Raw genomic sequence first — 8585 nt, 5'->3', positions numbered from 1 at the left:
CATGTCGATCACTCCATATGCTCCCAGCAGGTTCAAGCCGGGGAAAGGTTGCACATGGGTCAAATCTCAGTGGCAATCAACACCAACATCTCTCCAACATCCCCGAGAAATGCGCTGCCCGCGAAAGCCCCAAGGGCAACATTCGCAAAGAAGACCGCAAAGACGATGGCTGAGGCGACAAGGGACATCGGTTGCTCCGCAATGGATCGGTTCCACGTGATTTGTAAGCGCTTACATGACAATGCAAGCGCTTACATTGCAAGATGGCAATTCCCTTCGCATGTGGTAAGAAGGTTGGAAAAGACTGGTGGACAAGATATGGGAAAAACCCGTTTCGCTCCGACACTTAACGATGTGGCAAGTCATGCCGGGGTTTCGACCGCAACAGTGTCTCGTTGCCTGAACTCTCCAAACCAGGTCGTGGAAACGACTCGTGTTCGGGTGCTGCAAGTGATCGAAGAGCTGGGCTATACGCCGAATTTCGCCGCTCGGGTCATGGCCGCGAAACGCTCGTTCACCATTGGCGCCATCATCCCGACCATGGATAACGCGATCTTTGCGCGCGGTCTGCAAGCCTTTCAGAACGAGCTGCGCCAGAACGGGTACACTCTTCTTGTCTCCAGTTCCGACTACAAGCCCGAGATCGAGAAAGAACAGATCCGTGCCCTGGTGGCACGGGGGGCGGATGGTCTGCTGCTGATCGGGCACGAGCGCGAAAACGAGATGTATGATTATCTGAAGCGGCATCAGGTACCCGCGCTTGTCGCGTGGTCCTATCTTCCCGAGGCCCGACAACCTTCGGTCGGGTTCAGCAACCGGGACGCCATGTACGCCCTGACCCAGGACGTTATCAATACGGGCCACCGCCGCATTGCCATGATTTCAGGTGTGACCGCCGGAAACGATCGGGCACAAAGGCGTGTTCAGGGGGTCCGGGATGCATTGCACACAAATGGAATTCGCGCCGATGAAATGAGAGTGATCGAAACCACCTACGAGATCGACAGCGGCGCACATGCGTTTCGCGACCTCATGTCCCGGACCCAGCGCCCCACCGCGATCATCTGCGGGAACGATGTCTTGGCGGTCGACGCCCTTCGCGAAGCGCGGCGCATGGGTGTATCGGTCCCCGACGAGGTCTCGATCACCGGTTTCGACGATATCGAACTGGCGGAGATCGCCACTCCCGCCCTGACGACCGTTCACGTGCCCCACCGAGAAATGGGTCGTAAGGCTGCGCAGGAACTAATAGCCATGGTGAATGGCACTTCATCAGGGGTATCAACCTGCATCAGCACGGAAATAGTTCACAGGCAGTCATTGGCCAAACCTCGAAACGAAACATGAATAGTGTCGCGGTTTTCTCTAAAAAGGCTCCTGCCATGCGCCGCTGCGGCAATACCAAAATGCGGCTCGTTTCAAACCTCTGCCTCTGATTTTAAGCAAGGACATTTTCACAGATGCAGCCTGTTCGCGACGTCCAAACTACTCAATTGCACAGACCAGCATGCCCAAGAAGTCAGCCCTAGTTGACCGCGCTTGGCGCGGCCTAGATCAAATGGGGGTTTAGCTGACCTTGGCCATCGAATAGTGAGCAGCCTCAGCGCTTTCCACCGCTTTGTCGATCAGAAACAGGGCCTCCAGCTTGTTCGCAGCTTTCAGTGGAACCGCTTCACCGACACGGAAAGAAATCGTTCCGGCATCAAGATTTCCGCCGCCTTCGACTGCGGAAAGTGTCGCTATCCGACCTTCCAAACTATGCAGATTGAATGCAGCTTCATTGTCCAGAACGACCAGAAACACGCCATTGCCCCAATATGCAGCATAGTTTCTCGCGCCTTGCGTCATCGTCATTAGGGACTTGCCCGCTAATGTCATGGCTCGCCGGAAATCGGTGGACGTTCCCGCATTGAAAATCTTTTCTGCCTCGTCGACTTTTACAGCAAAAACAGAGCTGTTCAACGGATGCGCCGTCGAAATCTTGAAAACGTAATTCTCGAACTCCGGCATTCCGAAGCAACCAGTAAGGTTGTCGATATAAATCGGATCACTCAGATCAAAATCGCGGTCGGACCCCTTTTGATCCAAGGCATCTTCGATCGCTTCCATCGCCAGTATTGCCGACTTTCGTTCGGCCGCCATCCTGTATGCATCCGAAAGACGCTGACGAAGATCGTCAAATTCAAAGGGTTTGGTCACATAATCCGTTGCCCCAACCTCGAATGCATTGTCGATGTATTGCTTCTGAACCATGGCCGTTACCATGATTATCGGAGTAAAACGATAATCCGGAAGCATACGCACCTCTTGGCAAAGATCGATGCCGTTCATCTGCGGCATCTGAACATCAAGAAGCAAGCAATCAAACGGCTCTGGCTCGCTATTGAGTATCTGGAGCGCTGCGCGGCCATTGGCAGCGGTGACAACATTGTCATACCCGAATGCCGCCAGGATCTGGGTAAGAAGTTCCAGGATGCTGGGCTCGTCGTCTACGGCAAGAATTCGCATATTGGTTCACCACTCTTTTGGCATCGCTTGGGTTTCCGGGACGATGCGAACATGTATCGGGTTCCGCTCAAACAACGGATCCAGGTCATTTTTGCTAATGTTTAGGGAAAAAACGGCAAATTAATGACCTACGAATGGCAGGTCCGTGCTTTTCCATCATCTTCCGGTTCGACCGGTCGCAAGGGGTAACCTCGACACGAAAAACCCCTTAGCTTTAACGGATGGACTCCCAGCGGGTTAACTCAAGTAGCCCCGGATGTTGAACAGGACAGGCTGACTTGCCGCACCGTCAATAGAGAATTTTGAGCCAACAGGCGTTGCACCGGCTCCGATCCGTCGCGCCCAACGCGACCAGACTGCAGGTACTATTCCGAGAATAGACGTGGCTCCGTTTTGATAGGCGGTCCGCGCCATACCTTCAAACAACATGTGCTGCACCGACAGCCTACGGGCTGCGGGCACCGTTTCTGCAATGAAAAACCGAGACGCCTCCCAAACATTAGCCCTAACAGGTGCCTCAAAGAACAAAACGTCCGTGGGAATACTGTCAAGCAGACCTCTTTGAGCGTCTCTCAACATGTAGGAGTAGATCCCGCATTTCGCCGTTGTCGGCAGCAACCTGACTCCACCGACGATTTCGCCGAATTGATGCAGCACCACCCACTGGCACGCCGGCGTGTCATATTGATCGAACTCCATTCCCTCGGCCTCGGAAACGTTCCAATGCAGGGTGTCGATAAAGATGGATTTTCGCGCTTCGAGGTACTTTGTCAGAAGCGTTCCATGTTCATGAATGTTGCGAAAGCTCATGACGCTGGAATGAACATTCCCGAGCGAAGGCAGTTTTTGATGCAGGCTGCGAACAGGCAACCGGAACTTGTGCCGCACCCTTGACTTAGGCGCGACTTCCGTAGCGGCACGTCCGGTGGCTGGCTCCAGCTCCGGAAACGCTGCCGACGCCGGACTGGCGCCCGCAAGCCTCAAAGATTGATCCATGTCCTGCTCTGTCTTTTTGCCACACTTTTGACAAGAACATCCCAGTAAAGTCTATACCTAAGTGAATGTTCAGCGCACCTGGAAAAACAGTGTGGCTAATTCGCAAGGAATTTCTGCCGGAATGTTGTTGCTTTGATCAGACGGCGCCCTTCTTCCTTTTCTTAGCGTCGCTTGAGGAAGCAAAAGTACCCCACTGTCCAGGCTACCAACCCGCTATTGCCCTTCCATTCTCACCCTTCCGGCCAACTGCATCGCATATGAGGCTTAGACATTTCTCAAGCACGTGCGCTGTCCGCTGACGCTGGATAGAACAAAAGGGGAGCTTCCGAACTGGAAGCCGTGAAGGCTCTCGACACCAGAAGACACAGAAAAAAGACGGCTAAATCCCCTCTGACCCTACCTTTGAAGCGGACGGTTTTCATTAGGGTTTATGCCCGGACCCTTCCGTCGCCCGAACACGCGGCAACAATACTTGCATATGCTCTTGCTGCATAAGATTTTCCTCAAAATGAAAACAATTATTGTCGGAAAGCTTCATTGTCCCCCATCTCTCGAAGCCTGCCAAAATTTCTCCACAATATTGTCAAAAACAATAAATAATTATTACGAGACGCCACGTTTTCGGCTCACTCGCAACCTAAGATGACACTGAAACTCAGTTGCCATCGGGCCAAAACTCATGAAGCACTCAAACCCGGGAAGAGATCAGTTTCAGAAGAAACTGGAACTCCGCGCGCAAAGTCAGAAACCCCTCAAGGTTTTGATCGTTGACGACGATGCAAGCATTTTGGAGCTGCTGCAAACCGCTTTGACTTCATTCGGAAACTGCAAGGTATCTGTCGCAAACTCGGCGGTTCAAGCGCTCAAGAAAATTGAGACATCCGATACTCCGTACGAATGTTTCCTGTTGGACATCCAGATGCCGCAGGTAAATGGCATTGATTTGCTACGGCGAATTCGTGATCTGCCACAACATCGAGAGACCTCGGTCATCATGATCACCGCCATGAGTGAGCGGCATTATGTGGAGGAGGCTTTCCTTGAAGGTGCTACAGACTATGTCACCAAGCCTTTTGACTTCCTGGAGTTGCGTAGCCGGATAAACACTGCGTACTTGCTGACGCAAGAACGCATGAAAGCCCAAAGGACACTGGCATCCGCCAAGTTTCTTCAAGATGAGCTGGATTTTAATCAGCAAATCAACTTTGATGACCCGTTTTCAATAGAAGGCCTGAACCGGTGCCTGCGATACGTCGAGTTTGACAACTATATTGAGCAACTCTCTCGCGGTCGCCTCTTTGACTCCTCTGTCGTGGCAGTCAAACTTCAGGATGCCGAATTTTTCTTTGATCTCAGTAAGTCCGGCGATTATCGACGCGCGATTTCTGACCTCGCAAAAGCCATTCAAATGACCACCAAAGATGCAAATGCCATCTTCTCCTATAGAGCTAGTGGAGTGTTTCTGGTCGTAACGCACGGGAAGGATGCAACTAGCGCCATCCCTTCGGAAGAGAGGTTAAACCAGGTGTTTGGAACGATTATCGGAAACCGAAGCGCAACAGGCTGGTTACGTGTACTAATCAGTGATCGTGTCTCGATGCGGTCTCTCTCGAAGGCGGGGGCTGCAGCCGCCCTAAACAAAGCCATCCAAGGTGTGGATAAACGCGAACAAGCTCTTCAATCCCAAGGCAATGAACCCCTGGCGGACGATGGAACTGAACCCGCACTACAAGTCGTGGAACGTAGGAGAGTATATGAGCGCGTAATGTTCGAACTCTTCGGAGAAGACAGCTACCTTGCTCAGAAGTGACCGCAGAGGCGTCAAAGAACGACTTCCAGCATGCAATCACGACCCTAGACAGGATCGACGGTCAAGACCATCGGCCCGCTGGTGCGCATCGTAAAGGTTAGCACAGGCTCGGGCAAAGGCACGTCGGACAGAGACAATTCCACCCGCCGCAACAGCGACGCCATCAAGATCATTATCTCTGTTTCTGCGTATTGCGCCCCGATACAAATCCGAGGGCCATCACCAAAAGGAATATATTGCCCACGTGGCAACGGCGCTCCCATGAACCGTTCGGGGCGATAATGGCTCGGTTCGGGCCAAAGAGCCTCGTTGCGATGCAACGAATAGACTGGAAAAAACAGCGCATCGTTTTTCTTGATCGAAATTCCTTTGATCTCGACGTCATCCGATGCGTCCCTGGCAAAAAACGCCGCAGATGGATACAGGCGCAGGGTTTCCTTAATATGCGCCCGTAGTAAGGGCATATTCTCTAAGTCTTCGAAACGGATCTTTCCTGTTTCTCGAACTGATAGAATTTCGTTGCGAATATCACACTGCATGTCTGGGTGCAGGGCGAGAAGGTAATAGCCCCAACACAGGGCATTCGCAGAGGTTTCGTGCCCAGCGACGACAAAGGTAAGAAGGTTGTCGACCGTTGTTTCGGCGTCCTCGAAATCAGTTTTCAACGCCTCGATCATGAAGTCCAGAAAATCGACTGGCACTTGACGGTTTTCAGCCCGTCGATGGTCGATAACATTGCGAGCTAGGTCCCGCATCGTCGTTACCGGTGCCTTGCTGCGGAACCATTTCTTACGCGGCAACCATTTCGGCAATCCCATCAAGTCGAACAACGAGATGTCTGAGATATACTCAAAATACTCAATCAAGCCCGCGCGGATCTGTTCAGCGCTGACTTCCTCGTTGCCCGAGAAAATGACTCTAGAGATATTTGTCAGGGTTGATGCTGGCGCCACCTGGGCAAAGTCGACAGATCCCGGGTTTTCCGCCAGCGAGTCTGCGACCTCAATTCCGGTTTCAGCGAAGTGATCCGATAGTGTGGGCAGATTGCGGGCAGAGAACAAAGGAGAGTAGCGACGCCGTTGCTCACGCCATTTCTGGCCTTCGGAAAGGATCAAGCCGTTTCCGACTGCCGAACCGATTATGTCCTTGGTGAATTTTGCCTTTGGAAATGACCGGCCCCGTCCGACCAAGAGCTCGGTCACCATTTCAGGATCACAAATGTAGTGAATGTTGAGCGGCCCACGGACATATGTTTGCCTTAGGGTTTCAACCGGTATTACCTCAAGCATGTTCCGGCCGGCTGATCTTGCAAAATCAAACAGGCCGACCGGCTTTTCTGCCAGTCTTGCTGAAACTGGCGCAATACTGATGTCTTTCATTTCCACCGTTCCGACTGCATCTGCTCAAGGTGGTCCCGCCTCTCCCCGCGATCGCCCTAAGGAGAACGGGTGAACAACCAGGAACCAACATTCAGCTTCAGACTTTGCGGCAAGTGTTAACGGATAACCACAAAAAGCAAGCCCGCGAACTCAGCGAGGCTGAATGCCCCTGTCGAAACACTAACCTGTGTTCTGCTCGGAGATAAACAATGGAATTTTTCAGACGCCCTTGGTGACCCTAGCTGAGTCGGATCTACAACACTCCAGGCCTAAGCCGGTCCTTGCACCTCGAGCAAACGAGGCATCAGAAAGACCCACACGACTCCTTTCGTCAAACGGAAGGTTTTGGCCTATTCGGCAGCGGTCTGTTTGCACACCTCTGGAAACTCGACATAGAACACGGACCCTACCCCGACTTCGCTCTCGTAGTCGATGATTCCACCAAAGTGCTCTACGATCTCCTTCGAGATGTTCATGCCCAACCCGGTTCCGCCCGCGTGTCTCTCGTCCGAAGAATCGATTTGCGAGAAACGGTCGAACACCTTGTCCCGGCTTCCAGGCGGAATGCCGATGCCCCGATCTTTTACATAGATGCGAATCCGGGTACCGATGCGTCGGCATCCAACGGTGACGGTGCTGCCTTCGAACGAGAACTTTGCAGCGTTCGAGATCATGTTCGAAAGCACCTGTATCAAACGTGAGGAGTCTGCGGAAATGAACATGTCCAGACCGATCGGGCAATCCTGTTCAATAGTGACATTATGTGCACTGGCATAGCCCAGATTGCTGGAAATTGCTTCTTGTACAATGGCACCCACATCCACGGTCCTGATGCGGTAAACCATTTCGCCTGCTTCCATCTTTTGAATGTCCAAGATGTCATTGATTAGGGCGGCCAGACGCTGACTGTTCTTGCTGGCCATGTTGACAAGGCCTTGCATTTTCTCGGGTACTTCGCCGATTGCACCCGAATTGATCAGATCCAAAGAACCCTTGATCGATGTCAGGGGCGTGCGAAGCTCGTGACTGACCGTTGACACAAATTGCGATTTCGCGATGTACGCAGCCTTTGTGCGTTCATGCTCTTCTCTGAGTTTTTCCAGCTGCGCCAGGTTTGTTCTGTAAAGTCTCAGGAAGACAAATGCACAGTCGATCAGGAAGTACATCACGAACACGACAGTGAAAAAATGCAACCAAAGTTCCGAAGATAAATCCGGCCGCTCGACCCAGATATCCTTGACCACAATCACCATGAACGAGATGCCGTACATGGTCAGGCGGAGGATCATCGCCCATACGATCTGATGATTGTTCATTGCCGCAAACAGCGCGGCCGCAAACAAGAAGAACAAGGGGGTAAAGTGTCCCCCGGACGGCTGTTCGAGCGCGACAGAGATGGCGTACAGACAAATCGCGGTGGAATGAAGCACCGTGTTAAGCAGTATCCAGGCTAGAGACTCAACTATGGCCTTACGCTGATGCGGTTGTAGGCGCGCTACGCGTTTTGCAAGAATGAGATCCTGACCTTCGCAAATCAGGATACAGGAATAGAACAGAAGTGCATTGAAATAATCGAAGAAGTATCCGGTAAGGACGGTTGCCGACAACAAAATTGCCTGCCGCTGCCAGATGAGCTCGAAGCTCATGGCAGTGTAGTCTTTCATGTTTTGCAGCATCCGATCAACCGGCTTATCTGAAACCTGATCCAGCTGTTTCGCTTCAATTGCCGTCATTCTATCAACAGGGCATTAGGGGCATACCCCACAGTTATCCAAGGATTGAGGAAGCAGTAGGCCCGAAATAAGTTCACAGTTTGACTAGGGTCTGTTGAGATTCAGGATTCCCATCTGGTCTAGGTTCTGATTCAAACTCCCAAAAGGGAGGTCTGAATG

The 8585-nt window shown here is 52.2% G+C and carries 6 protein-coding genes; 2 read left to right on the top strand and 4 right to left on the bottom strand.

Going from position 1 to position 8585, the window contains the following annotated elements; genetic code table 11:
- Nucleotides 1-318 precede the first annotated feature (318 nt).
- Nucleotides 319-1347, top strand: a complete 1029-nt coding sequence (locus OEZ49_RS22640; protein WP_263390416.1) for a LacI family DNA-binding transcriptional regulator — start codon at nucleotides 319-321, stop codon at nucleotides 1345-1347.
- Nucleotides 1348-1566: 219 nt separating this feature from the next.
- On the opposite strand, the gene OEZ49_RS22635 is transcribed toward OEZ49_RS22640, so the two are convergent.
- Nucleotides 1567-2508 (bottom strand): response regulator, encoded by a 942-nt coding sequence (locus OEZ49_RS22635; RefSeq protein WP_263390415.1) that lies wholly within the window; start codon nucleotides 2506-2508, stop codon nucleotides 1567-1569.
- 237 nt (nucleotides 2509-2745) lie between these two features.
- Nucleotides 2746-3504, bottom strand: a complete 759-nt coding sequence (locus OEZ49_RS22630; protein ID WP_263390414.1) for an acyl-homoserine-lactone synthase — start codon at nucleotides 3502-3504, stop codon at nucleotides 2746-2748.
- A gap of 679 nt (nucleotides 3505-4183) precedes the next feature.
- Here OEZ49_RS22630 and OEZ49_RS22625 point away from each other — a divergent pair.
- Entirely contained in the window at nucleotides 4184-5314 is a 1131-nt protein-coding gene (locus OEZ49_RS22625) for a response regulator (RefSeq protein WP_263390413.1), read from the top strand.
- A gap of 44 nt (nucleotides 5315-5358) precedes the next feature.
- Here OEZ49_RS22625 and OEZ49_RS22620 read toward each other — a convergent pair whose 3' ends face one another.
- The gene (locus tag OEZ49_RS22620; protein WP_263390412.1) at nucleotides 5359-6693 is read right to left on the bottom strand and encodes a cytochrome P450; all 1335 of its coding nucleotides are present in this window, start codon (nucleotides 6691-6693) and stop codon (nucleotides 5359-5361) included.
- 350 nt (nucleotides 6694-7043) lie between these two features.
- Nucleotides 7044-8426: a sensor histidine kinase gene (locus tag OEZ49_RS22615; RefSeq protein WP_263390411.1), complete on the bottom strand. Its 1383-nt coding sequence runs from the start codon at nucleotides 8424-8426 to the stop codon at nucleotides 7044-7046.
- Between the last annotated feature and the right edge of the window lie 159 nt (nucleotides 8427-8585).

The sequence above is a fragment of the Ruegeria marisflavi genome (assembly GCF_025673445.1).
GTDB lineage: Bacteria > Pseudomonadota > Alphaproteobacteria > Rhodobacterales > Rhodobacteraceae > Ruegeria_B > Ruegeria_B marisflavi.
Note: the sequence above shows the minus strand (reverse complement) of the source record. Positions and strands in the feature narration are given on the sequence as shown.

What these genes read in the sequence shown, in the direction of transcription:
- OEZ49_RS22635 (WP_263390415.1), bottom strand. Translation starts at nt 2,508, where the DNA reads ATGCGAATTCTTGCCGTAGACGACGAGCCCAGCATCCTGGAACTTCTT.
- OEZ49_RS22625 (WP_263390413.1), top strand. Translation starts at nt 4,184, where the DNA reads ATGAAGCACTCAAACCCGGGAAGAGATCAGTTTCAGAAGAAACTGGAA.
- OEZ49_RS22640 (WP_263390416.1), top strand. Translation starts at nt 319, where the DNA reads ATGGGAAAAACCCGTTTCGCTCCGACACTTAACGATGTGGCAAGTCAT.
- OEZ49_RS22615 (WP_263390411.1), bottom strand. Translation starts at nt 8,426, where the DNA reads ATGACGGCAATTGAAGCGAAACAGCTGGATCAGGTTTCAGATAAGCCG.
- OEZ49_RS22620 (WP_263390412.1), bottom strand. Translation starts at nt 6,693, where the DNA reads ATGAAAGACATCAGTATTGCGCCAGTTTCAGCAAGACTGGCAGAAAAG.
- OEZ49_RS22630 (WP_263390414.1), bottom strand. Translation starts at nt 3,504, where the DNA reads ATGGATCAATCTTTGAGGCTTGCGGGCGCCAGTCCGGCGTCGGCAGCG.